This window comes from Candidatus Amarobacter glycogenicus, assembly GCF_016704105.1.
GTDB lineage: Bacteria > Chloroflexota > Dehalococcoidia > Tepidiformales > Tepidiformaceae > Amarobacter > Amarobacter glycogenicus.
On record NZ_JADJAT010000006.1, the window covers coordinates 38,649 to 61,728 of the forward strand.

Sequence of the window (23,080 nt, forward strand, 5' to 3'; positions counted from 1 at the left end):
GGTGTGAGAGGCGGGAGAGGGCTGGTTATGACTGCGGTCATAAGGGCTGCGGACCTCCGGAAAACAGAACCGGGAGCCTGTCGGCTCCCGGTTCGTTGCATCCCGCGGGGGAATCGTCACCCCATTTTGGCGATTCCGACGCGAGTACTGCGCATGACAGGCGAGGGCTGCCATTCGGTGACCCAGTAGCGGAGGTGGCCGTAGCCGCCGGCGAGGTGGAGCCACTTGATCATCCCGGGTTCGAGGTCGTTCGGGCCGGCCCAGTTCGGGAACTGGAACGGATCCCAGCCGTTGTACATCACGACCTGGCCGGGCTGGGCGCTCTCGGAAAGGAGCACTGCGACCTGGAACTCTCCCAGGTCGTTGTGGACGCGGACCATCTCGTCGTCTTCGATGCCGAGGCGGCGTGCGTCGCTGGTGTTCATCACCAGGTGCGGGGCGCCGCGGTGGGTATCGAGCATGAGCTGGGTCGAGTTGTTGTTGGAGTGGATGCTCCAGCGGTTGTGACCGCTGGTGATCTGGAAGTCGTAGTTGCCGCCCATCAGAGGAGGAGCCTTGTACCGCGGCAGGTGCTCATCGGCTTCGACGAACCACGGGTGTTCGATGAGGAACTGCGCGCGGCGCGCGAGCGTCGGGTAGGGATCACCCTTCTCCACGTGATCGCGGAATGGGACGAAAGTCTCGTTGGGCTTCGGCTCGGTTCCCTGGGCAATAGCCCGAGGGTTGATTCCGAGGCCCTGCCAGCGGTAGTAGCCCTTCTCGCGGATGTCTTCGAGGCTGGCATTCGCCGGGACGGTTCCGGTGACGGCGCTGTCCCGGATCATCTCATCGGCGAGGTCTTCCTCGTTGAGGAAGATGCCCTTTTTCGTGAAGTTCTCGTGGGCGTTGGCCGGGTCTCTCTGGATGCCGCGAGAGTCGGTGTAGGGCTTGATACCGCGGGCACGGGCGCGCTCCTGCACCTTCTCAGCGATTCGCCGATAGGCCTCCCACTCATCCACGCACTCTCCGGGCGGTTCGACCGCCTTGTCGCAGAACGTGAGGTGCATCACGTGGGTGGAGGGGATTCCGAAGCCGATCTTCTCGTACCACTGGGCACAGGGAAGGATGTAGTCGGAGTAGAGGGCGGTCGTGCTCATCCGGACTTCGAGAGTCGCGACGCAGGTGAGCTGGGGCCAGAGATGCTCAAGCAGCATCTTGCTCCCGCCACGCGTGCGCCGGAGGACGTTGCCGCCCATCTCGATGATGACGCGAGTCGGCTGGTCCTTGCGGGGGACGTCAACGCCGTTCCACCAGCCGCTGTCGGTGGCTTCCTTGAAGTACTCGGTGAACGGCCGCTTCATGCTGGGGTCATGCCAGTCCGGCTTCTCCCATGTCTCCTTGTAGCCAGCGTGGTGGTACCACCAGAAGACGGGTGGGACGAGCCCGGCGGAGGACTGGCGGGACTGCTCGACGGCGACGATGAGCGGGGTGAGGGAAGGATCCTCGGCGATCTTCATGTTCACGAGCATGTCGCGCATGTCGAGCAGGCCGGCGACCTCTTCGGGGCCGCGCTTGCTCTTCATCATGACCGTGGCGGAGCCATCGAAGAGGCCGGCGAGCCAGGCACGGACGCCCGTCCCCTGCTTGCCCCAGTTCCCCGTGAGGGCGAGGACGAGGAGCTGGGCGCGTTCCATCAGGTCGCCGTGGTAGTGCTTGCCCATGCCGCCCAGAGCGGAAAGGATGCCCGTCCGCTTGGAGGCGATCTTCCGCGCGAGGAGGCGCGTTGTCGCGGGGTCGACGCGGGTGATGGGCTGAATCGCCTCTGGCGTGTATTCGGCGAGACGGGCGCGCACGATCGTGAAGAGCGGCGTGACGGTGACGGGGCCGTCCTTGGTGACAACGGTGTACTCGCCCTCGAGAGCGGGCTCGACAGCGCCCCACTTCAGGTTGGCGCGGGGAGCGAGGGCGAGGGCCCCGGCGGCGGTGTCCCAGGCGAAGAACTGTTCGTCGCTGCCACCTTCGGGAAGGTCGCTCGCGCGGAGGTACCGGTTCGTTGCCTTGTTCACGAGGAGCGGGAGGTCGGTCTGTTCGCTCACGAACGTCTTGTCGACGAGGCCTTCTTCGATGATGACCTGTGCCATCGCCAGGGCGAAGGCTGCATCGGTCCCGGCGTTGACCGGGATGTAATAGTCCGCGTGGATCGCGGACGGGGAGAAGTCGGGGGCGATGATGACGACTTCCGTGCCCTTGTAGCGCGCTTCGTTGACGAAGTGGATGTGGGGAATGCGGGTGTAGTTCGGGTTACCCGCCCAGATGATGAAGACTTCTGACTGGAACCAGTCATCGACGCTGCTGACGGGGTCGAAGGTGCCATAGGTGAGGTAGTACCCGGGGGCGAAGTCGTTCATCTCGGCGTTGACATCGGTTGTCAAACCGCCGACCGAGCCGAGCAGGGCGCCGCGGCCCGCGCCAGACGCGGGGGGAGTGTTGCAGCCTGCGGGGGCGAGGATGGACTCGCCGCCGACTTCAATAACCGCGTCGAGGATCTTATCGGCGATGTCGGTGGTCGCCTGATCCCAGGTGACCCGCTCCCAGCTTCCCGACCCACGCTCGCCGACGCGCTTCAGGGGATAGAGGACGCGCTCTTCGGCTTTGATCATGCGTGACCAGGCGACACCCTTCTGGCAGCCCATCGGGTTCATGTCGGGGACACCGGGTTCGTAAGTGGGGAAGGTCGCGGCCGATTCCTCGCGGACGACCTGGCCATCCTTGACGTAGACGCGCATGGGGCAGTTGCCGGGGTAACAGTCGATGCAGTGGGAGGCCCAGCGGACCTCGTCCCATGACCACCGAGAGCGGTATGGGCCATCGAGAACGGGAAGGCTTTTCCCGAGTTGTTGGACGGTCATCGTGAGTCCTCCTGTTGGTGGGGCAATTCCTCGGAGCTCTGCCGGCAAGGCGTGACTGCGGCAACCGGGACGCACTCGGGCAGACAGGCACTCGTAGCCGAGGCGAGCGTGGCATGATGCAAGAGGCGAAGAGCATGACGGCCGTCATAGTGTGCAGCCGCGACGGCGTGCGACGGCCTTCGAGGACTCACACCGCGGGCGGGACTCGATGAAGCTATTCGACCGGCTGTCAGCGCAAGCGGACGGCGGTCTTCTGGGCGAACACGGAACACTCGAACTGGCAGCCATCGCAGCTCACTGCATCGCTGATGCGCGGGAGATCGAGGATCTGGATGATCTGGTTGTCGGTCTGGATGACGCCGTTCTGCTGCATCTCCGACATCACCCGGATCGCGGTCTCGACCGTGACGCCGGATCGGTCGGCGATATGCTGGCGAGTGAGCGGATAGTTGATGCTGATAGCGGACCCATCGGTGGTGCCGAACTGGCGGGCGAGCTGGAGGAGGCTGCAGCCGATGCGGCCGCGGGCGTCCTTCAGCGCGGCGACGGCGGCCGTGATGTCTCGCTGGCGGACTTCGATGCACAACAGGTCGATGGCGTTCCGGATGGTCACCGGGTAGTCCCGCCCGAGATCGATGAGCACGGGCCTGGGGATGAGGATGAACTCAGAGTCGATCAGGGTCATCGCCGTGGTCATATACGGCTGGCCGTCGAGGGCGGCGCCGAGGTCCAGCGGGGTGGTGGGCGCATGGAAGCCCACGGCATGCTGGCGGCCGTCGGCCATCAGGTGGAGCAGGCGAACGCGGCCCGCCGTGACGATCCAGAGGCCCTTACACTCCTCGCCTTCTTCAAAAAGGCGGCGGTTCGCGCGCACCTTATGAATGGAGGCGCGCGTAGCGACCTCGGTGACTTCTGCCTCGCTGAGGCCGGAAACGAGGGCACACTTACGCAAGGCCGAAACAATTCGATCCTCGCCCGGTGTGGCCTGCATGGCTTTCCCAACACACGATGCGCGCAACATTGCCTGGCTACCTCTGAGTGATGCTGTGTCTCCGGGCGAGAGGGTTGATGTGATTAATGTCACTCCCTTGGGACCGCCGGCAAATGTTCGCCAGCAGCGCGAAAAACCCCGCGCGAGGAAGCGGCGCGCAGGGTATCGTTCGCTCCCGCGAACGGTCGGCGCGAAGCGCCGGCTGCCGAGCATTTCCATGCAGGAGAAACCACATGCCACGATTGCGCCAGGTGCCCCGAGCCGAGGCGACGCCCGAAGTCCAACTGGTGTACGAGCGACTCTTCCAGGGCCGCGACCCGGTGGCCGAGCCCGGCACGGCGACGGGCACGCCGGGCAACTGGTGGACGGTGTTCGCGCTCTCTCCGGACGTCCTGGCGCACGCCCAGGCAGGCTTCGGATTGCTTTCGAGCAAGGCACGGGCGATGACACCGTACCAGCGGGAGCTGGCGCTCACGCGGACCGGTTACTGCGCCGGGAGCCAGTTCGTGTTCTCCCAGCATTCGAAGGCCGCGAGGGCGGCGAAGGTCCCGGAGGAGAAGCTCGCGGCGATCCCGAACTGGGCTTCCGCGGACGTCTTCGACGCGCAGGACCGTGCCATCCTCGCCTACACCGACGACCTTGTGCTGGCCGACGGACGGGTACCGGAGGCAACCTTCGCCCGCCTGAAGGAACACCTGAGCGATGCGGCGATCCTCGAGTTGAGCTACGCGATAGGGACGTACCGGCTGCACGCGATGGTGTGTCGGGCGCTCCGGTTGGAGTTCGATGACCTCGACGAGCGAGTCGTCGAGGTGGCAGCGCCGGTCGGCGCCTCGGCCGACATCATGAGCCAGATCTCGCGTTAGCTCCCGCTTCCCAGCGTGAGATAGCGCTAATTGCGGCTCTGGATTTTCGGCGCCCGGACGGGCTACCCTTGGACGGGCCGGAAAGGGCGCCGATAGCCAGGGGGGCAGGCGATGCAATCGAAAAGCGAGCGACTGTTCCGGGGCCAACTGGACAAGCTCCAGCCGAAGCTGCGGATGATCGCGAATGGTACCGACGCCGTGAACGCGGTGCGGGCGGAGCTATCCGCTGCGATGCGTGTTGAAGAAGAGGTGCTGCTGGAGGCCGCGCCCCCCTGCCGGGGACAGGGGGCAGTGCCGATCAAGCGCAGCGAAATGCCCAGGTCCGTGGTGCGCGGAAAGCTGCCTGGACTGCCCTCAAAGGTCGCGGTAAACGTTTTCGTCCAGTTGGAAGACCCGGCGGCGCGCCCGGGCGACGTGATCGCCGGCACCGACGCGCAGCGGCGCGACCTCGTGATCACAACGATGAGCCCGAACGACATCCCCCGCCTGCTGGCGCAGAAAGACGTGGCATGGGTGGAAATCGGGGAGACGCTCAAAGCGCCTCGGCCGACGATTGCCGGCGGCTCCGTCGCGGCGCCTTCGCCATCCCTCCGAAAATTCAGCGGGGCCTCCGGGCCGCCGAAAGTGCTGATCGGTATCGTGGATGTGGAAGGGTTCGACTTTTCACACCCGGACTTCCTGGATGGAAACGGAAGGACGCGCTGGGCGGCAATCTGGGACCAGGGAGGGAACGCCCGGCCGGCGCCATCCACCAACGCGGCACACGGATATGGCGCCGAGTTTCTCAAGCCGCACCTCGACGCCGCGATCAAGGCCGCACCACGCCTGGGGGTGAGGGCATGGGAAGTGGAACGCCAGTCGCACGCGGTGGACGGTTCGCACGGCACGCACGTCGCGAGCATCGCCGCCGGAAACCTCGGCGTCTGCCGGAACGCTGCCCTGGCGGGGGTGCTCATCGGCCTCGGGCCTGAGGACGGCGACCGGCGGAAGAGCTTCTACGATTCGACCAGGCTCGCTCATGCCGTCGATTACCTGCTGGACCTCGGGAGAGTCATGGGCCTGCCGGTGGCGATCAACGTGAGCCTCGGGACGAACGGGCATGCCCACGACGGGAGCGCACCCGTCTCGCGCTGGATTGATTCGGCGATGGCGACGCCGGGACGGGCGGTGTGTGTCGCGGCCGGGAATGCCGGGCAGGAGCGCCCGGAAGCCGCCAACGACTTCGGCTTCATCATGGGGCGGATCCACACGAGCGGGCGCATCCCTGCGCGGGACCTGGTAACGGACATCGAATGGATGGTGGCCGGCAACGGGATGATGGACATCTCGGAGAACGAAATGGAGATCTGGTACGGCCCCCAGGACCGTTTCGCAGTGTCGATTCTGCCGCCCGACGGCCGGTGGATCGGGCCAGTCGGCCCCCGCCAGTTCGTGGAGAACCGGCAATTACGCGACGGGTCTTTCCTCAGCGTCTACAACGAGCTCTATCACCCGGCGAACGGTGCGAACCATATCTCGATCTTCCTCAGCCCACTGCTGAACAGCCAGGGGATCGTCGGGGTGAAGGCCGGCAAGTGGACGGTACGCCTGCACGGCCAGGAAGTCCGCGACGGCAAGTTCGATGCATGGATCGAGCGAGATGACCCTGTCCGGGTGGGCGTCGCAGACAATCGCGAAGCATGGCGATTCCCTTCCTACCTCTCCGAGAGGTCGAACGTGGACGATTCGTCGGTGGGCTCGCTCGCGTGTGGCCAGCGGATCATCTCGGTAGCGAACCTGGACGAGGCGCGCGGGCGGATCCACATCAGCAGCAGCCAGGGGCCAACCCGCGATGGGAGGTCGAAGCCCGACGTCGCGGCGCCGGGGACGGGAGTCGTCGCCGCCCGCGGCTTTAGTGCCGATCCGGAAAAGCGGTGGCTGGCCATGACCGGCACCAGCATGGCCAGCCCGTTCGTGACCGGGGTCGTGGGCCTGATGCTGGCGAAAGAGCGCCAGCTCACCGCTGCGCAGGTCGAGGGCATCATCCGGCGGACGGCACGGCCGCTGCCGGGAGCAGACTTCCGCTGGGCGAACGACGCCGGCTTTGGGCAGATCGACCCCGAGGCGTGCATTCGCGAGGCCGGGCTGTTGTTCGCGCGGGAAGACCGGACATGAAGCTCACGGTATTCCGGTCGGAAAAGGGCGATTGCCTGCTGCTGACGAGCAAGAACGGGAAACGGATGCTCATCGACGGCGGCATGGAAAAATCGTATGAAAACCATGTGGCGCCGGAGCTCGGACGGCTGCGGGACGCGAACAAGAAGGTCGACCTGGTGTACGTGTCGCACATCGACCGGGACCACATCTCCGGCGTGCTGCGGATGCTGGACGATGAGGCGGCGTGGCGCGTGCACGAATTCCAGGTCGCCAACGGCAATCCAGGCCACCCTATTCCACAAACGCCGCGCCCGCCAAAGCTCGGCGGCATCTGGCACAACGCCTTCCGCGATCAGCTGGGCAATCTCACGGAACGGGTGGAAGACACTCTCGCGGCCTCTGCGCCGCTGCTGCTGGCGGCCGATGCCGCCGAGCTGCGACGCGACGGCTCGAAACAGGGACTGCTCGCTCAGAGCATCCCGGAGGCGCTGAAAGTCTCGCGGAGGATCGGCCCGAATCAACTCGATATCGCCCTGAACAAGCAGTTCGCCGGCAAACTCGCAACGGTCGAGGGGATCGCCCAGGCCGCGAAGCTGGGGACGGTGACACTGACCGTTATCGGGCCCTTCGCCGCCGACGTGACCAAACTGCGGGCAGAGTGGAAGGCGTGGTTGGAGACGCACGGCGAGGCGGTGCTGGCCATCCAGCAGCGCGCGGCCGCGGATGAGGAGTCGATGGGAAGCAGCGCGCTTGCCTGGCCGGCGAGTCAGTTGATCGCCCTCGGGAACGAACTCGGCGCGCGCTCGAAGGTGACGACTCCCAACCTCGCCTCGATCATGTTGCTGGCGGAAGAGGGCGGGAGACGCGTGTTGCTCACGGGCGACGGCCACTGGCAGGACATCCTTCATGGGCTCGAAAGGCGGGGCAAGCTGGACCCGGCGGGGAAGCTTCACGTGGAGGTGCTGAAGGTCCAGCACCACGGTTCGGAACACAACATCGAGCAGCAGTTCTGCGACGCCATCACGGCCGACCACTACGTGTTCTGCGCAAACGGAGAGCACGCGAACCCCGACCTACGGGTGGTATCGCTGATCGCAGAGCGACGCTTCGCCGAGGGAGCGGGGGCTCCCTTCACCTTCTGGTTCAACAGCCACTCTTCTGTAGCCGAAACGGCGGCCGGGCGCGCACACATGTCCGAGGTCGAGACGCTGGTGGGGCAACTCGAGCAACAGAGCGGGGGGCGCCTGCGCTCCGAGAGCCTGCTTGGGGACTCGTTCGAGGTGCCGGTGTAGGGACGAGGCGAGGCGCTTGCGCCGGTGACGTGAAGCGCGTACGTAGTGGAGAAACTCACCTGGGAGGCCCCTACCCATGGATTTCACGATTCCGGAAGAGATCCAGGATCTGTTGCGGCAGATCGATCAGTTCATCGAGGACGAGATCAAGCCGCTCGAACAACAAGACGACAACATGCGCTTCTTCGACCACCGGCGGGAGTTCGCGCGGACAGATTTCGAAAACGGCGGCACCCCGCGAAAGGACTGGGAGGACCTCCTTGCGGAGATGCGGCGGCGGGCAGACCGGGCGGGCTTCTTGCGTTACGCGCTGCCCACGAAGTACGGCGGCAAGGGCGGCACCAACCTCGGCATGGCGATCATTCGCGAACACCTGGCGGCAAAGGGGCTCGGACTTCACAACGATCTCCAGAACGAGTCCGCCGTTGTCGGCAACTTCCCGACCGTGAAGATGTGGGAGCGCTACGGGACGGATGCCCAGAAGAAGCAGTTCCTGGACGGAATGTTCAGCGGGGAGACGCGTGTGGCCTTCGGGCTGACGGAGCCGGACCACGGCAGCGACGCGAGCTGGCTCGAGACGCGAGCAATCCGAGACGGGGACGACTGGGTGATCAACGGCCAGAAGAGGTTCAACAGCGGGCTTCACAACGCCACCCACGACCTTGTCTTTGCGAGGACCTCCGGCGAAGAGGGCAAGCCCAAGGGCATCAGCTGCTTCATCGTCCCTGTCGAAGCGGAGGGTTTCTCAGTCGACTTCATGTGGTGGACGCTGAACATGCCTTCGGACCATGCGGAAGTCACACTCAGCGATGTTCGAGTGCCTGCGGATGCGATGCTCGGGGCGGAGGGAGACGGTCTCGCCCTGGCGAATACGTTCACGCACGAGAACCGGATCCGGCAGGCGGCCTCCGGCGTTGGCGCGGCCCAGTACTGCATCAACGAATCGGTGAAGTACGCGAACAAGCGCATCACTTTCGGCCAGCCACTTTCGACTCGCCAGGCCATCCAATGGCCACTCGCCGAACTACAGACGGAGTGCGAGATGGTGCGGAACCTCGTGTACAAGACGGCCCACGAACTGGACTCGACGCATCACATGGAGATCAGCGACAAGGTAGCGATGTGTAACTACCGGGCGAACCGGCTGGTGTGCAACGCTGCGGACCAGGCCATCCAGGTGCACGGCGGGGTGGGATACACACGCCATATGCCGTTCGAACACATCTACCGGCACCACCGGCGCTACCGCATCACGGAGGGCTCGGAGGAGATCCAGATCCGGCGGGTCGCCCAGGTCCTTTTCGGGCACGGACGACCTCGCTGATAGCAGCTGGAAGGAACTCCAGCACGTAGGCGATTGCTCTGACACGATAGATCTCATGACGCGCCGGTGAGATGCCGGCGCGGCACTTTGCGGAGGGTCTGTTGCCGTACCAGCTACACGAGCATGCGGACTACCTGGAGATCCGGGTCGAAGGGGCGTTCCAGTCCGTCGTGCACTTCGAAGCCGAAAACCCGGCCGGGGCCGGGCTTTTCCGCGTACTTCTGAACTATGAGGCGGTGACCGAGATCACCGTCGATGCGCTGAGCGTCGCGGCCCAGGCGCAACTGGCCGAGGAACTCGGCTACCGGGTCGCTGTTTACGCGCCCCGGCCGGCGCTTTCGGGCTGAGCCGCCAGGCGTTCCAGCTGGGACACGTCGAGGAGGGGATCTCCGCCGCGGTCTTCACCGACCTCAACGCCGCCCGGGAGTGGCTGCGGACCGGTTAACCGAAGCAGTCACCGGGCAACACCCGCGACAGTGGTGGCGACTCATGCGACCTTCCCGAAGCTAGAAGCTGACGAGGCGGACGTTGTAAATCCCCGCTATGGCTTCGATCGCGTCGAGCTGATCCTGGCTGGGGGGCTTCATCGACGGCGATGAGCATGAGCGCCCGGCCGCGGCGGCGGCGGCCAACCTGCATCGACTGGATGTTGATGTCGAACTCGCCGAGGAGGGTGCCGACCCGGCCAATCATGCCCGGACGGTCCTCGTTGTCGCAGGCGAGCAGGTAGGTCCCGCGTTCGGGAGCCAGGTCCACATCGAGGCCGTTGATGAGGACGATGTGCGCGTGATCGTGGACGACCGTGCCCGACACGGTGACCTCGTCGTCACTGGTGACGACCTTGAGATTGACAAGGTTGTTGAAAACCGCGTGGGACGTGCGCTGCTGCTCGGCGATGTCCCAGCCGCGTGACTGGGCGATGATGTTCGCGTTGACGATGTTGACGGTCTCTTCGCTGATTGGCTTGAGCAGACCACGGATGATCGACGCCTTCAGCGGGGTCGTGTCGTACTCCGCAATTTCGCCGAGGTATTCGAGTTCGATCGACTTGAGCTTACCGGTGACGAGCTGGGTGGCCACGGTTCCAACGATCTCAGCGACCGCCATGTACGGCCCGACGACCTTCAAGGTTTCAGGCGCGAGCATTGGCGCGTTGACGGCGTAGCGGGCGGGACGGCCAGCAAGGACATCGACGATCTGTTCAGCGACATCGACGGCGACGCGCTCTTGTGCCTCGGCGGTTGAAGCACCGAGGTGGGGAGTAGTGATGATCCTCGGGTCGCCGAGGAGCGGGTTCTCCGGGTCGATCGGCTCGGCGGTGAAAACGTCGACAGCGGCGCCGGCCACCTTTCCCGACTGCACGGCGGCAGCGAGCGCGGCTTCATCGATGATCCCGCCGCGGGCGACGTTCAGCAGGCGGACGCCATCCTTCATGCGGGCGAACTGTTCGGTGGAAATCATGCCCTTTGTCGCCGCAGTCATCGGGACGTGGACGCTGATGAAGTCGGCGACGGCGATGAGCGTTTCGAAGTCGGCTGGTTCGGCGCCGAGGCTCCGCGTGCGCTCTTCGGCGACGTAGGGGTCGTGGCCGAGGACGCGCATATCGAGCCCGACGCCGCGGCGAGCGACTTCCGAACCGATAGGGCCGAGACCGATGACGCCGAGCGTCTTGCCACGTACTTCGGTACCGACGTAGCTCTTCCGGTCCCACTTGCCGGCGCGCATCGAGGCATCGGCCTGGGGGGGATGTGACGGGCGAGGGCCATGAGCAAGGCGATCGTGTGTTCGGCGGCGGCGATCGTGTTCCCCTGCGGGGCATTCACGACGATGACGCCGCGTTCGGTCGCGGCTTCCAAATCGATGTTGTCGACGCCCACGCCGGCCCGTCCGATGACCTGCAGGCGCACGCCAGCTTCGATGATGGCGCGGGTGACCTTCGTCTCGCTTCCGGACGACGAGGGCATCGTAGTTTTCGATTGAGGCAACGAGGGCGTCGGCGGCCTGGCCCGTCTTCACTTCGACATCGCCGATGGCGCGGAGCAGTTCGATACCTTCCGGGGCTACCGGGTCGGCGATGAGGATGCGCGGACGGCGTGTCTCTGGCATAGGTTCCGGGTTCTCCTGCAGGGTTGCGAGTGCGAGTTCGATGGCGGCCGGTATGCGCACCTTGCCGGATTCCCAACGGCTGATGGTGCCCTGGTCGACGCCGAGGGCGGCAGCCATACCTGACTGGGAGAGGCCGAGTGCCGACCGGACCGTGCTGAACTCGCTGGCGTTCATGGTGCCATGCAGTATGCATGAACGAAGAAGGCCATGCAAACTGCATGGCCTTCGCGAACGCCCACCGGGGAATAGGCTCAGGCGGTCGCCTTCGCCTCGGTAAGGAGCCGCTCGACGACGTCGAGAGCCTCGGCGATATCCGACTTCTGGAACCAGCCGAGGTGGCCGATCCGGAAGATCTTGCCTTCGAGCTTGCCCTGGCCACCGCCGAGGACGACGCCGAACTCCTCGCGAGCCCGCTTGCTCATGGCCTTGGCATCGATGCCTTCGGGCCACCAGACGGCAGTGACGGTGTTCGATGCGAACTGCTCGTTCACCGGCACGAGCTTGAGACCGAGGCTCTTGACCCGTTCGCGGGTATAGGCGGCGACATCTTCGTGGCGGGTGAAGATCCCTTCGAGGCCCTCAGCGCGGAGGAGTTCGAAGGCCTTGTCCATGGAGTAGTAAATGGACATGGCAGGAGTCCAGGGTTCTGGAGCTTGGCGAGCGATTCGCGCGTTTCGCGGCATCGAAGTAGAAGCGCGGCATTTGGCCTCGGCGTTCGCCGCCCAGGCTCGCTCGCTCATGTAGACGAAGGCGAGACCGGGCGGGACCATCCAGCCCTTCTGCGAGCCGCTGACGACGACATCGAGGTCCCATCGCTCGACCGGGCACGGGATCGAACTCATGCTGCTCACCGCATCGACGATGATGAGGCGGTCGCGCTTGCGAACTTCCTGGCGATGACTTCGAGCGGGTTGGTGACGCCGGTCGAGGTCTCGTTGTGGGTGACAAGGACGGCCTTAATCGACGGATCGTCGTCGAGCATCTTGGCGATGACCGTGGCATCGGCGGCTTCGCCCCACTCGGTGGCATAGCCGACGACATCGGCGCCGTAGGTCCTGGCGATGCTCTTCAGGCGGTCGCCGAAGGAGCCGATGGAGACCGAAAGGACTCGGTCGCCGGGGCTGAGCGTGTTGACGACGGCGACTTCGAGGCCGCCAGTTCCGGAAGTCGTGAAGGAGAGCACGTCGGTCGGGCTGCCGAAGACCCAGTTGAGGCCATCGGTCACACGACGAAGGATCTGGGCAAATTCAGGACCGCGATGATTCATCATCTGGGCCGCGCCGGCCGCCAGGACATCTTCCGGGCACGGCGTCGGGCCGGGGATCCGCAGGTTCACAGCAAGCTCCGAGGAATGGGTGGAGTTATCGTCAACGGTTATCCAAACGTGGTCAATCAGACATGCAACGGAAGCACACTGTGAAGAATCGATAGGGTGATTCGGGGGCCTTCAATAGCCGCCCGGCGTACACTTGCCCGCATGCCCGAAGATCCCCGGCGCGCCCTCCCCTCGGTTGACTCGCTGGCAGCCAGGCTCGGCGTGCGGCCCGAGCCTCACGGCATGGTCACCGAGGCTGCCCGGCGCGTGCTCGAAGGGGCGCGGACGGCTGCCGCAGCGGGACAGGCGCCCGATCCGGAGGCACTCGTGCGGCGACTCGCGGCGGAACTCGATCGCGGAGTCACGCCATCGTTGAGGCGGGTTATCAACGCCTCGGGGTGCTCTTGCAAACGAACCTGGGGCGGGCACCGCTCGGCCGGAAAGCACTCGAAGCGATGGCAGACGTCGCGGCCGCTTCGAACCTGGAATACGACCTGGAGAGTGCCGGGCGGGGGCAGCCGCCACGAACATGTCCGCGAGCTCATCCGGCGGACGACGGGCGCTACGCGGACGGTATCGCAGTGAACAACAACGCGGCGGCGCTGTTCATGGTCCTGCAGGCGTTCTGCCAGGGCCGCGAGGTAATCGTCTCGCGCGGGCAGGCGGTCGAGATTGGGGTGGCTTTCGCATCCCCGACGTCCTTCGCCAGAGTGGCGCCAGGCTGGTCGAGGTCGGCACAACCAACAGGACCTATGCGGGAAGACTATGCGGCGGCGATAACGCCGGAGACGGCTGCCATCCTGAGGGTCCACGCATCGAACTTCAAAGTCATCGGGTTCGGCCGAACCGTCGTCGGCCGAACTGGCGGAAGTCGCCCGTCGCCACGGCGTCCGGCTCTTCGATGACCTGGGCAGCGGGTGCCTCGTCAACACGGGAAGACTACGGCCTCGAACACGAGCAGACGGTGCAGGAGAGCCTGGCGGCCGGAGTGGACCTGGCACTGTTCAGCGGCGACAAGCTGCTCGGGGGGCCGCAGGCGGGCATCATCGCGGGCGATGCCGGACTGGTCGGCGAACTGCGGCGGCATCCCTCGCCCCGGGCGCTCCGGCTCGACAAGTTCGCAATCGCGGCACTGAACGCCACCTTGCTTTCCTACGTGTTCGAGCGTCAGGACACCGAAGTTCCCCTCTGGCGGATGCTTCGCGCGAGTGAGGTGGGGCTGAAGCGGCGTGCCGGCCGTTGGGCGAAGGCCGGCGGCGAAGGCGCACGGGCAGTCCCGGCAACCACGATCGTCGGCGGCGGTTCGTTGCCGGGCCAGGGAGCAGCAACGTGGTGCACCGAATTGCGGTCGCCGCAGGGCGCGAGCGACCTTGCGGGATGCCTGCGCGACCAACCCGTGCCAGTCATCGGGCGCATCGAGCGCGAGGGCGTCCTCCTGGACCCGCGGACGGTGGACCCATCTGATGACCGGTCGGTCGCCGAAGCCATTACGAATGCGTTAAGCCAGCTTTCCAGATAGGCCAATGCAGTGGTACGCATCACTCAGGCAAATTGACCCGACGCGGGGGCCGGGACTATAGTCCAGCGAAAGTTACGGATTTCACAACCCCTGCTATGAGCCTAGAAATCCCAGAAGTTGTTATCAACCGCCTCCCGGTTTATGCCCGAGCATTGACCGAACTTCAGCTGCGCGGCGAGTCGGTTGTGAGCTCCCAGGCGCTGGGCGAGTTGCTGGATGTGACACCTGCACAGATCCGCAAGGACCTCAGCTATTTCGGACGGTTCGGGAAGCAGGGGCGAGGCTACAACGTCAACAGTCTGCTCTCGAAGCTTCGTGAAATCCTGGGGATCGACCGGCAGTGGCGATTGATCCTGGTCGGAGTGGGCCGGCTCGGCCAGGCGATCGCTGAGTACGGGGGCTTTGGGCCACAGGGCTTCGAAATCGTCGCGGCGTTCGATGCGAACCCGGCACTGGTGGGCCGAACAATCGGCGGGGCGCCGGTGCTGGAAATCGACGAGCTTGAGCGGTTCTTGAAGACAACGCGGGTGGATATCGGCATCGTGGCAGTACCTGCGGGCGATGCCCAGCCCGTGGTGGACAAGCTGGTAGCGGCCGGAATACGGGCGATCCTGAACTACGCGCCAATCACGGCACACGTCCCGCGGGACGTCACCATTCGCCACATCGACCCGGTGCTGGCGATGCAGAGCATGACCTTCTACATCAAGCGGGCTGAGCCGGGGGCGAAGTAGGCGGCGGTACACTGTGCAGCATGACGGAGTGGTCGGACGAGGCGATCCAAAGGCTGCGTGAGGCGTTCGAAGCGGCGAGAGACCCCGCGGCGGGCGCCGCGATGTCGGCTTACATGCGGAACCTCTTCCCGTTTCTCGGGATCAACGGCCCCGCGCGAGCCACGTTCCAACGAGAGGCGCTGGCAGGGATGCCGAGACCATCCCGGGACGACCTGGAAGCGTTGGTCCGCTCGCTGTGGTCGCTGCCGGAGCGCGAGTACCAATACGCAGCCTGCGATCTGCTCAGGCGCCATGCCCGGACGCTGGACGCGGATTCGCTGGAGTTCCTGAAGGGGCTGATCCAGGCAAAGTCGTGGTGGGATACCGTCGACACACTGGCATCGAACGTCGTCGGACCGGTCGTCCAGCGGCATCCCGGGCTCAGAGAGGAGATGGACCGCTGGATCCGCGACAACGACTTCTGGGTCGCGCGGGCGGCGATCCTGCACCAATTGAAGTTCCGCCAGGCGACCGACGCGGTAAGGCTCTACGCATACTGCGAGCTGCGAGCCCCCGACACCGAATTCTTCATCCGCAAAGCCATCGGCTGGGCGTTGCGGGAGTACTCGAAGACGAACGCGGGCAGCGTGCGGGCGTTCGTTGCCGGGCACGAAGCGGAGCTATCGGGGCTTTCGAAGCGGGAGGCGCTGCTGTGGCTGAACGGCGGCCGGAGGGCGAATCAGGCCCACGTGCAGGGTTAGCGGAAGTCGGGCCCCGGGAAGAGTCCTACCAGGTTCTCTTCTTCGGTTGGGAGCGAGCGCTTGATCACGTCGAGGTGGTCGAGGGCGATGCCCGCGCCAATGGCGACGCATTCGAGCGGGTTGTCGGCGACGTAGCAGGGGACACCCGTTTCCTGGGTGAGGAGTTCGTCCATGTGGCGGAGCAAGGCGCCGCCCCCGGTGAGCACGATGCCCCGATCGATGACATCGGCCGCAAGTTCGGGCGGCGTCTTTTCGAGGACCGCCCGCACGGTCTGGACGATGGTACCGAGGCAGTCCTGGATGGCCTGGGCGACCTCGATGCTGTTGAGCGAAATGGTCTTCGGGAGACCGCTCAGCTGGTCTCGCCCGCGGACCTGGGTGGCGAGACCCTCATCCACCGGGAGGGCGCTCCCGATAGCGATCTTGATTTCCTCGGCCGTGCGCTCGCCGATGATGAGGTTATGGCGGCGGCGGATGTAGGCCATGATGGCCTCATCGATGCGGTCGCCGGCCATTCGCACCGACTCGCTGACCACGATGCCGTAGAGGGAAATGACCGCGGCTTCGGCGCGCCCCCCACCGATATTCACAACCATATTGCCGCGGGCCGTGCCGATCGGGATTCTCGCGCCGATGGCTGCGGCGAGCGGTTCCGGGACCAGGTGCGCCGGCTTACGCGCGCCTGCCTGCTCAGAGGCATCGCGGACGGCGCGTTGTTCCACGCTGGTGACTCCAGCAGGGACGGTGACCATGACTTCCGGCCGGATCAGGTTGAACCGGCCGGTAATGACGCCGATGAAGTAGCGGAGCATGGCCTCGGTGGTCAGGTAGTCGGCGATGACGCCGTCGCGCATGGGGCGAATGACGCTAATCGAGCCTGGCGTGCGGCCCTGCATCGCGCGGGCCTCGTTGCCGACAGCCACGATGGCATTGTCCCGGTTGTGCCGCGCGACCACCGATGGTTCGTTGACCACGATGCCGTGGCCTTTCACATAGACCAGGATATTCGCCGTGCCGAGGTCGATCCCCGCGCGTTTCGGCGTCAGAAACTCCATCGCCATTTCAGTTCCGTTCTACTTCCACACCCAGCCCGCGGAGTTTCTCCGTAAGGCGTTCGTACCCCCGGTCAAGGTGGTACACGTCATCGATGATGGTTGTGCCCGTCGCGACGAGGGCCGCGAGGAGCACCGCCGCGCCGGCGCGAACATCAAGAGCGCGGACCCGAGCGCCATGCAACGGCGTTGGGCCCGAAACGATAGCTGAGGACCCGGTGCTGACGATCTCGGCCCCCATCTTTCGCAGTTCGCTCACATACAGCATGCGGTTGTCGAACACCCGCTCATGAATTATGGAAACACCATTCGCCTGGGTTAGCAAGGCGGCCATCGGCGCGTGGAGGTCCGTGGCGAGGCCCGGATACGGTAAAGCCTGGAAGCTGATGGCCCGAATCGGCCCGGCCCGGCGTACGCGGAGGGAGTTGCCGTGCTCCTCGATGTCGGCGCCGGCGGCCCGAAGTTTCGTGAGGAGTGCATCAAGGCACCCGGTGGGTACATCGTTGAGCTCGACGTCGCCGCCAGTCATCACCGCAGCGATCGCCCAGGTGCCGGTCTCGATCCGGTCCGGCATAACGCGGGCATTGGTGCCGTGGACGGCTTCGACGCCTTCGACTTCCAGCATCTGGCTGCCGATCCCGGATATCCTGGCGCCCATGCCGTTCAGGAGGTTCGCGAGCTCCTGCACTTCGGGTTCGGTCGCGGCGTTGACGATGGTGGTGTGCCCCCTCGCGAGGGTGGCCGCCATCATCACGTTCTGCGTACCGGAGACGGAGGGATAGTCCATGAAGACGCGCGCGCCGCGCAGACCTTGCGGTGCGCTGGTGACGTAGCGTTCGCCTTCGCGGGTAACGACGGCGCCCATGGCTTCGAAGCCGGAGAGATGGACATCGATCGGGCGCTGGCCGATGACATCGCCCCCCGGAGGAGCGGATGCAGCGTAACCGTGGCGGCCGAGGAGTGGGCCCATCACCTGGAACGACGCACGGTTCTCGCTGATGAGGTCGGTCGGCGCCTCGAACATATTCACCCGGCTGCAGTTCAGTCGCAGCGAACCATTCGGGAGACGGTCAACCTCTGCACCGAGGCTTACAAGGAGTGCGCCGAGGGATTCGACGTCGCTGATATCCGGGACGTTCTCCAGGATGAGGTCTTCATCGGTCAGGAGCGCAGCGCACATTGCCGCGAGGGCATGGTTCTTGGCGCCGGAGATGCCGATGGAACCGCTGAGGACAACGCCCCCTTCCACCACGAGCCTGGCACCGCGTACACGGGTAGTCATCTCTCTGGCCAGTCTATGGCGTGCATCGGCATCGGGCGAACACGCGACAGGAGACGACCTGAGGTCACTGCGCCTGGTGTTAGGCTTTGGAGCGAGACTTGAACGTGGGCGAAAGTGCATGAGTGAGACGAACGAACGAATGCTCGACCGGATTGAGGCCGCATGGGCGCTGTTCCGGGCGGCAGTGGATACGCTGGGCGTTACTGGACTTGAGACGCGGCTACGGCAGGGGTGGACGGCGAAGGAGCTCGTGGCACACGTAGCCTTCTGGGACGAAGCCGTCGAAGGCGCAGTCACCGGACTGTTCCGCCACCAGGAGTCCCCGGGGCTGGAGCTTCGGCAGCGGATATGCGCCTGACGGCGAATGGCCGCACTTTGAGGTTCACAATGCGAGAGAAGCGGCCTGGGCGCGGAGCCAGACTGCCGAAGCAGTACTCGAACGCTCTGCAGCGGCACACACGCGGATGGTGGAGTTCCTGACAACCGTGACCGATGGCGAACTGGCCGCGCACGCCGACTACTTCGGCAGTCTCGGCGAACACCACCGCGAACACCTTGCCGAACTTGAGAGCCATGCGTGACGCTCAACGCCCGTGAGAACAGCCAAGCAAAAGGCCCGCCAGATGGCGGGCCTTTGACGTGAACTCGGGGACTACACCCGGGGCGGGCCGGGACGCCGACGTCGCTGGGCGACGCGCAAGCGCAGGAGTGACCGCTGGAGCGCGCCTGCCGCACGCGCCATGTCGACGTCACGGGCAGACTGCTCGCGACCGCGCTTGAGGCGCTCCTCGGCACGAGCCCGGGCAGCTTCTGCGCGGGCGATGTCGATCTCTTCGGCCGCCTCCGCGGTATCGGCGAGGATGGTCACCTTGTCGCGGGAGACTTCCATGAAGCCACCCGTGAGTGCGAACGTGTCTTCCTGTTGCGCGCGCCGAATGATGAGTTCGCCGTGGTCGAGCGTCGTCATCAAGGCCGCGTGCTTCGGGAGGATGGCGAGTTGGCCTTCGCTACCGGGCGCGACGAGGACATCCACGCCTTGTTCGACGCGGACAACGCGCTCGGCGGTCACAACTTCGACCGTGAGCGGCATGGCTTAGCCCTCCGCCAGCTGACGGCCCTTTTCGACCGCGCTCTCGATATTGCCGACCATGTAGAAGGCCTGCTCGGGGAGGCCGTCGTGCTGGCCATCGAGGATTTCCTTAAATCCGCGGACCGTTTCGCGGACGGCAACGTAGGCGCCCGGGGTGCCGGTGAACTGCTCAGCAACGAACATGGGCTGGGTGAGGAAGCGCTGGATCTTGCGAGCGCGGGCGACGGCCAGTTTGTCGTCATCCGAGAGTTCATCGATACCGAGGATCGCGATGATGTCCTGGAGGTCCTTGTAGCGCTGGAGAACGCTCTGGACGCCGCGGGCAACCTCGTAGTGCTCCTGGCCAACGATGCGAGGTTCGAGGGCGCGGGAGAATGAGGTCAGCGGGTCCATGGCCGGGAAGAGCGCCTGCTCGGCGAGGGCGCGTTCGAGGGCGACGACCGCATCGAGGTGGCCGAAAGTGGTGGCGACGCCCGGGTCGGTGTAGTCGTCGGCGGGGACGTAAATGGCCTGGAACGAGGTGATCGAGCCCTTCCTGGTGGAAGTGATCCGCTCTTCCAGGTCGCCCATTTCCGTCGCGAGGGTCGGCTGGTAGCCAACGGCCGAGGGCATGCGCCCGAGGAGCGCGGAGACTTCCATGCCGGCAAGGGTGTAGCGATAGATGTTGTCGACGAAGAAGAGGACGTCGCGGCCTTCTTCATCGCGGAAGTACTCGGCCATGGTGAGGCCGGTGAGCGCAACGCGGAGACGCACTCCGGGGGGCTCGTTCATCTGGCCGAAGACCATGGCCATCTTCGGGAGCACTCCCGAGTCCTTCATCTCGTGCCAGAGGTCGTTGCCCTCACGGGAGCGCTCGCCCACGCCGGCGAAGACGGAGTAACCGCCGTGTTCGCGGGCGATGTTGGAAATGAGCTCCTGGATGACGACCGTCTTGCCAACGCCGGCGCCACCGTAGAGGCCGACCTTACCGCCGCGCACGAGCGGAGCGATGAGGTCGATGACCTTGATACCCGTTTCGAGGACGGAAGGAGCGGTCTCCTGTTCTTCGAAGGAGGGCGGCTTGCGGTGGATTCCCCACTTCGGGCCACCTTCCGGCGCGGGCAGGTTGTCGATCGGGTTTCCGAGGACGTTAAACATCCGTCCGAGCGAGAGCTCGCCGACGGGGACGGCGATGGCGGCGCCGGTATCGACCGCGGTCGTGTTCCGGCGGAGGCCGTCGGTGCTGTCCATCGCGAGGCAGCGCACCCAGTTGTTGCCGAGGTGCTGCTGGACTTCGGTGACCAGCGGGGTGCCGTCATCGCGGATGACGTTGACCGCGTTGTTGATCGCCGGAAGCTGGCCTGGCGGGAACTCGATATCGAGCACCGTACCGATGATCTGGACGACGCGTCCCGTGTTAGTGGCAGTCATGACCATTGGAGAACCTCCGGGTTACCGTGATCCGAACGCCTTGAGGCGTTCGGCCATGTCCGGGCCTGCGCCCGGGCTTGTTCGACGTTCGTAAGCCAGCCCCTCGCGGAGCGTGAACTGCTGGCCTTCGTTCACCAGTTGTTTATCCGCCCGCAGCGTGTGCCACGAGTTCGCGATGATCGTGGCGGCCATGCCGGCCACCGTGCTTTCGAGCCCATCATCGGCGACACACAGGTTGGCCAGGCCGGCCTCGACTGCTTCGCGGCCGCTGAGAGGCGTGCCGGTGAACATCATCTGCTTGGCGCGAGCCGCGCCAACCCGGCGGGGCAAACGCTGGCTCATGCCCCAGGTGGGAGTCATGGACCATTTGCCGTGGGTATCGGCGAAGCGTGCCGATTCGCCTGCGACGATGAAGTCGCAACCCAGCGCGAGTTCGAGCGCGCCGGTGTAGCAATGGCCCTGCACCTGGGCGATGACCGGCTGGGGCAGCGCTTCGATAGCATCGATCGTCTCGGCCTGGAAGTGAGCCGAGGGAGCGCGGTCGCCGCCCTGGATGGCCTTGATGTCGTTCCCCGCAGAAAAAGACCGCCCGGCGCCACGAAGGACCACGCAGCCGATCGTGTCCGTGGCGCCGGAAATGGAATCCACGTGAGCTCGGAGCTCGACGAACATCGAGGGGCTGAGCGCGTTCAGGGACTCGGGACGATTCAGGGTCAGCGTCGCGACGCCGTCCACGTCAGTGCGGGTGACGAGTGCGGTCATGCGGCCACCCCCAGAATGTCCGTGATGTCCACGTCAGCGAGCGATTCGAACTCGCGGTCCGGTCCTGGAAGGGCCAGCCCGCGCGTGTACTCAGTGCGTACTGCCCAGACAGTCATGCCGGCAGCCCTGGCGGACTCGATTCCGGCAGGGGCATCTTCGAACGCGAGGCATGCCTTCGGGTCGACCCCGAGGCGCTCGGCCGCGAGCAGGTAGATCTCTGGGTCTGGCTTGCCGTTTTCGATTTCGCTGCCCGTGATGAGCAGTTCGAATGCCGAGCCAAGGCCGATCTTGTCGAGGCACGCTTCGACCCACGGGCGAATGGAAGAGGACGCCACAGCCAGGCGCTGGCCGCTCAGGCGGAGGGCCGTCACGACGGAGAGGGCGCCGGGCAGGGCTTCTGATCGTTCGCGGTAGCGGGCGAGCACAAGGTCGCGGTAGATAGGCGAATAGTGCTCGCGGGGCTGGGAGAGCTGGAAGTCCTCGATCATGTCGGCCCAGCCGGTCTTGGTACCCATGTAGGGTTTGTACTGCTCAAGGGAGATGGACTTGCCTTCGCGGCCGAGGAGTTCGTTGACGGTCTCGAAATGCAGCGGCTCGCCGTCCACAAGGACGCCGTCCATATCAAAGATGACCGCTGCAAACCCGGCCAGGCTAGCCCTCCAGTGCGGCGGCGCCGCCGACGATATCGAGCAGTTCCTTGGTGATCTGTTCCTGGCGCGCCTTGTTGTAGGTCAAAGTCAGTTCGCGCGTGATGTCGTTCGCGTTGTCTGTGGCGTTCTTCATCGCGACCATCTGGGCCGATTGGAAGCTCGCCGCGTTCTGGAGAATGGCCTCGTAGATCTGCATTTCGATGTAGCGCGGGAGCAGGCGTGCGAGGACAACGCCTGGGGCGGGCTCGAAGATGTAGTCGGAGAGAAAGGCCTCGGAATCGCCTTCCATCTCCGGCGGCTCGATCGGGAGGAGCTGGCGCACGGTAGGGCGCTGAGTGGCGGTGGAAACGAATTGGGCGAAGCTAACGTAGACGCGGTCGACCACGCCGTTGAGGTAGTCCTCGATGATGAGGCGCGCGATCGCGAGCGTGTCTGCCTGCGCCGGATAGTCGCCGAGATCGGTGAATTCCGCGGAGATGTGGACGTGAGCGCGGGTGAAGAACTCACGGCCCTTCTTTCCGACGGCGACAACCTGCACCGGTTCGTGCTGCATGGCGACAAACGTGCCGCCGCTGCGGTTGATGTTGGAGTTCAGGCCGCCGCAGAGCCCGCGATCCGGGGTAATGTGCAGGACGGCGATGTTTCGCACGGGGCGCTTCTCGAGGAGCGGATGGAGGACCTCGTCGCCTTCGCCCTGCGACTGGCTTGCGAGCCCGGCGAGCACGACGCGAAGTTTCTCTGCGTACGGCTTGGCCTGACCGGCACGGTCCTGGGCGCGCCGCATCTTCGATGCCGCCACCAACTGCAGGGCGTTCGTGATCTTCGCCGTGTTCTTCACGCTCTGGATGCGGCGCTTCAGCTGGCGGATGGTTGGCATAGCCCGTTCCCGACCCCGGTGGTGGCGACGGCAGGACCGTCAGTGC

Annotated in this window: 21 protein-coding genes and 1 pseudogene; 10 read left to right on the top strand and 12 right to left on the bottom strand. The window is 65.3% G+C overall.

Annotated features, from left to right (window positions below):
- Positions 1–116: 116 nt before the first annotated feature.
- Together IPG14_RS09575 and IPG14_RS09580 are read right to left on the bottom strand one after the other, a co-directional pair.
- A complete protein-coding gene (locus IPG14_RS09575) occupies positions 117–2,888 on the bottom strand; it encodes a molybdopterin-dependent oxidoreductase (protein WP_343391648.1) in 2,772 nt (923 codons plus the stop codon).
- Between the two features lie 229 nt (positions 2,889–3,117).
- A complete protein-coding gene (locus tag IPG14_RS09580) occupies positions 3,118–3,840 on the bottom strand; it encodes a Crp/Fnr family transcriptional regulator (protein WP_343384005.1) in 723 nt (240 codons plus the stop codon).
- A 272-nt stretch (positions 3,841–4,112) separates the two neighbouring features.
- Here IPG14_RS09580 and IPG14_RS09585 point away from each other — a divergent pair, with 272 nt between their 5' ends.
- The 5 genes from IPG14_RS09585 (at position 4,113) to IPG14_RS09605 (ending at position 9,844) form a co-directional block, all read left to right on the top strand.
- Positions 4,113–4,745 carry a carboxymuconolactone decarboxylase family protein gene (locus IPG14_RS09585; RefSeq protein ID WP_343388514.1) on the top strand — a complete coding sequence of 211 codons (633 nt, stop codon included), beginning with the start codon at positions 4,113–4,115 and terminating at the stop codon, positions 4,743–4,745.
- Between the two features lie 111 nt (positions 4,746–4,856).
- The gene (locus IPG14_RS09590; protein WP_343391649.1) at positions 4,857–6,899 is read left to right on the top strand and encodes a S8 family serine peptidase; all 2,043 of its coding nucleotides are present in this window, start codon (positions 4,857–4,859) and stop codon (positions 6,897–6,899) included.
- Entirely contained in the window at positions 6,896–8,173 is a 1,278-nt protein-coding gene (locus tag IPG14_RS09595) for an MBL fold metallo-hydrolase (RefSeq protein WP_343384002.1), read from the top strand. Before IPG14_RS09590 ends, IPG14_RS09595 begins: the two co-directional genes overlap by 4 nt.
- 76 nt (positions 8,174–8,249) lie before the next feature.
- The gene (locus IPG14_RS09600) at positions 8,250–9,497 is read left to right on the top strand and encodes an acyl-CoA dehydrogenase family protein (protein WP_343391650.1); all 1,248 of its coding nucleotides are present in this window, start codon (positions 8,250–8,252) and stop codon (positions 9,495–9,497) included.
- Positions 9,498–9,598: 101 nt separating this feature from the next.
- The gene (locus tag IPG14_RS09605) at positions 9,599–9,844 is read left to right on the top strand and encodes a hypothetical protein (protein WP_343391651.1); all 246 of its coding nucleotides are present in this window, start codon (positions 9,599–9,601) and stop codon (positions 9,842–9,844) included.
- A 94-nt stretch (positions 9,845–9,938) separates the two neighbouring features.
- On the opposite strand, the gene serA is transcribed toward IPG14_RS09605, so the two are convergent.
- The 3 genes from serA to IPG14_RS09620 all read right to left on the bottom strand — a co-directional run bounded on the left by serA (position 9,939) and on the right by IPG14_RS09620 (position 12,939).
- A complete protein-coding gene (gene serA, locus IPG14_RS09610; protein WP_343391652.1) occupies positions 9,939–11,777 on the bottom strand; it encodes a phosphoglycerate dehydrogenase in 1,839 nt (612 codons plus the stop codon).
- A gap of 77 nt (positions 11,778–11,854) precedes the next feature.
- Positions 11,855–12,454 (bottom strand): aminotransferase class V-fold PLP-dependent enzyme, encoded by a 600-nt coding sequence (locus IPG14_RS09615; protein WP_343391653.1) that lies wholly within the window; start codon positions 12,452–12,454, stop codon positions 11,855–11,857.
- Positions 12,451–12,939 carry an aminotransferase class V-fold PLP-dependent enzyme gene (locus tag IPG14_RS09620; protein ID WP_343391654.1) on the bottom strand — a complete coding sequence of 163 codons (489 nt, stop codon included), beginning with the start codon at positions 12,937–12,939 and terminating at the stop codon, positions 12,451–12,453. Before IPG14_RS09620 ends, IPG14_RS09615 begins: the two co-directional genes overlap by 4 nt.
- A gap of 434 nt (positions 12,940–13,373) precedes the next feature.
- Between IPG14_RS09620 and IPG14_RS09625 the strand changes: the two are divergent.
- From IPG14_RS09625 to IPG14_RS09640, 4 genes and pseudogenes are all read left to right on the top strand, one after another.
- A pseudogene (locus IPG14_RS09625) lies at positions 13,374–13,709 on the top strand (L-seryl-tRNA(Sec) selenium transferase); the annotation flags it as partial.
- On the top strand, positions 13,607–14,437 hold the full coding sequence (locus tag IPG14_RS09630; protein ID WP_343391738.1) for a hypothetical protein: 831 nt from the start codon (positions 13,607–13,609) through the stop codon (positions 14,435–14,437). The pseudogene IPG14_RS09625 and the gene IPG14_RS09630, both read left to right, overlap by 103 nt.
- A gap of 95 nt (positions 14,438–14,532) precedes the next feature.
- A complete protein-coding gene (locus tag IPG14_RS09635) occupies positions 14,533–15,171 on the top strand; it encodes a redox-sensing transcriptional repressor Rex (protein ID WP_343383996.1) in 639 nt (212 codons plus the stop codon).
- A 20-nt stretch (positions 15,172–15,191) separates the two neighbouring features.
- Positions 15,192–15,911, top strand: a complete 720-nt coding sequence (locus tag IPG14_RS09640; protein WP_343391655.1) for a DNA alkylation repair protein — start codon at positions 15,192–15,194, stop codon at positions 15,909–15,911.
- Here IPG14_RS09640 and IPG14_RS09645 read toward each other — a convergent pair.
- Positions 15,908–16,972, bottom strand: coding sequence for a rod shape-determining protein (locus IPG14_RS09645; protein WP_343383994.1), 1,065 nt, complete (start codon positions 16,970–16,972; stop codon positions 15,908–15,910). The two genes, IPG14_RS09640 and IPG14_RS09645, sit on opposite strands and share 4 nt — an antisense overlap.
- Position 16,973: 1 nt before the next feature.
- Positions 16,974–18,245 carry a UDP-N-acetylglucosamine 1-carboxyvinyltransferase gene (gene murA / locus IPG14_RS09650; protein ID WP_343383993.1) on the bottom strand — a complete coding sequence of 424 codons (1,272 nt, stop codon included), beginning with the start codon at positions 18,243–18,245 and terminating at the stop codon, positions 16,974–16,976.
- 118 nt (positions 18,246–18,363) lie between these two features.
- Here murA and IPG14_RS09655 point away from each other — a divergent pair, with 118 nt between their 5' ends.
- Positions 18,364–18,603, top strand: a complete 240-nt coding sequence (locus IPG14_RS09655; RefSeq protein ID WP_343391656.1) for a hypothetical protein — start codon at positions 18,364–18,366, stop codon at positions 18,601–18,603.
- A 294-nt stretch (positions 18,604–18,897) separates the two neighbouring features.
- On the opposite strand, the gene IPG14_RS09660 is transcribed toward IPG14_RS09655, so the two are convergent.
- From IPG14_RS09660 to atpG, 5 genes are read right to left on the bottom strand one after another with little or no spacing between them, the layout of a single operon-like run.
- Complete coding sequence (locus tag IPG14_RS09660; protein ID WP_343391657.1) at positions 18,898–19,335, bottom strand: F0F1 ATP synthase subunit epsilon; 438 nt, start codon at positions 19,333–19,335, stop codon at positions 18,898–18,900.
- Between the two features lie 3 nt (positions 19,336–19,338).
- Complete coding sequence (gene atpD, locus IPG14_RS09665; RefSeq protein WP_343383990.1) at positions 19,339–20,745, bottom strand: F0F1 ATP synthase subunit beta; 1,407 nt, start codon at positions 20,743–20,745, stop codon at positions 19,339–19,341.
- 21 nt (positions 20,746–20,766) lie between these two features.
- Entirely contained in the window at positions 20,767–21,507 is a 741-nt protein-coding gene (locus IPG14_RS09670) for an enoyl-CoA hydratase/isomerase family protein (RefSeq protein ID WP_343388504.1), read from the bottom strand.
- A complete protein-coding gene (locus IPG14_RS09675) occupies positions 21,504–22,193 on the bottom strand; it encodes an HAD family phosphatase (RefSeq protein WP_343391739.1) in 690 nt (229 codons plus the stop codon). The genes IPG14_RS09670 and IPG14_RS09675 overlap by 4 nt, the downstream gene beginning before the upstream one ends.
- Positions 22,159–23,034, bottom strand: coding sequence for an ATP synthase F1 subunit gamma (gene atpG / locus IPG14_RS09680; RefSeq protein WP_343383988.1), 876 nt, complete (start codon positions 23,032–23,034; stop codon positions 22,159–22,161). Before atpG ends, IPG14_RS09675 begins: the two co-directional genes overlap by 35 nt.
- Between the last annotated feature and the right edge of the window lie 46 nt (positions 23,035–23,080).